A 351-nucleotide genomic window follows, 5' to 3' on the forward strand; every position below is an offset into this window, starting at 1 on the left:
GAGCAGCGGCGCGACGTAGGTGAACAGGGCGAACATCGAGGCGGCGAACAGCACGGTGGTGCCCAGGGCCAGCCACAGCGACGGGTTCTTCAGCGCGGACATTTCCTGGCGCAGGTCGACCTTCTCTTCCTCGCGGTCGTTTGGCAGCACCCTGGCCAGGCCGACGAAGGCGACCACGCCGATCAGGGTCACCACCCAGAAGGTCGCGCGCCAGCCGGCTTCCTGGCCGAGCGCGGTACCCAGCGTCACGCCGAGCACGTTGGCCAGGGTCAGGCCGGTGAACATCAGGGCCACGGCGGAAGCGCGGCGGTTCGGCGCCACCAGGCTGGCGGCGACCACCGAGCCGATGCC

Annotated in this window: 1 protein-coding gene; it reads right to left on the bottom strand. The window is 70.4% G+C overall.

Going from position 1 to position 351, the window contains the following annotated elements; translation table 11 throughout:
• The coding region (locus tag FLO80_RS24375) for an MFS transporter (protein WP_149187188.1) at window positions 1-351 on the bottom strand (351 nt) is incomplete at both ends.

Source organism: Aquicoccus porphyridii (genome assembly GCF_008369105.1).
Classification (GTDB): Bacteria; Pseudomonadota; Alphaproteobacteria; order Rhodobacterales; family Rhodobacteraceae; genus Aquicoccus; species Aquicoccus porphyridii.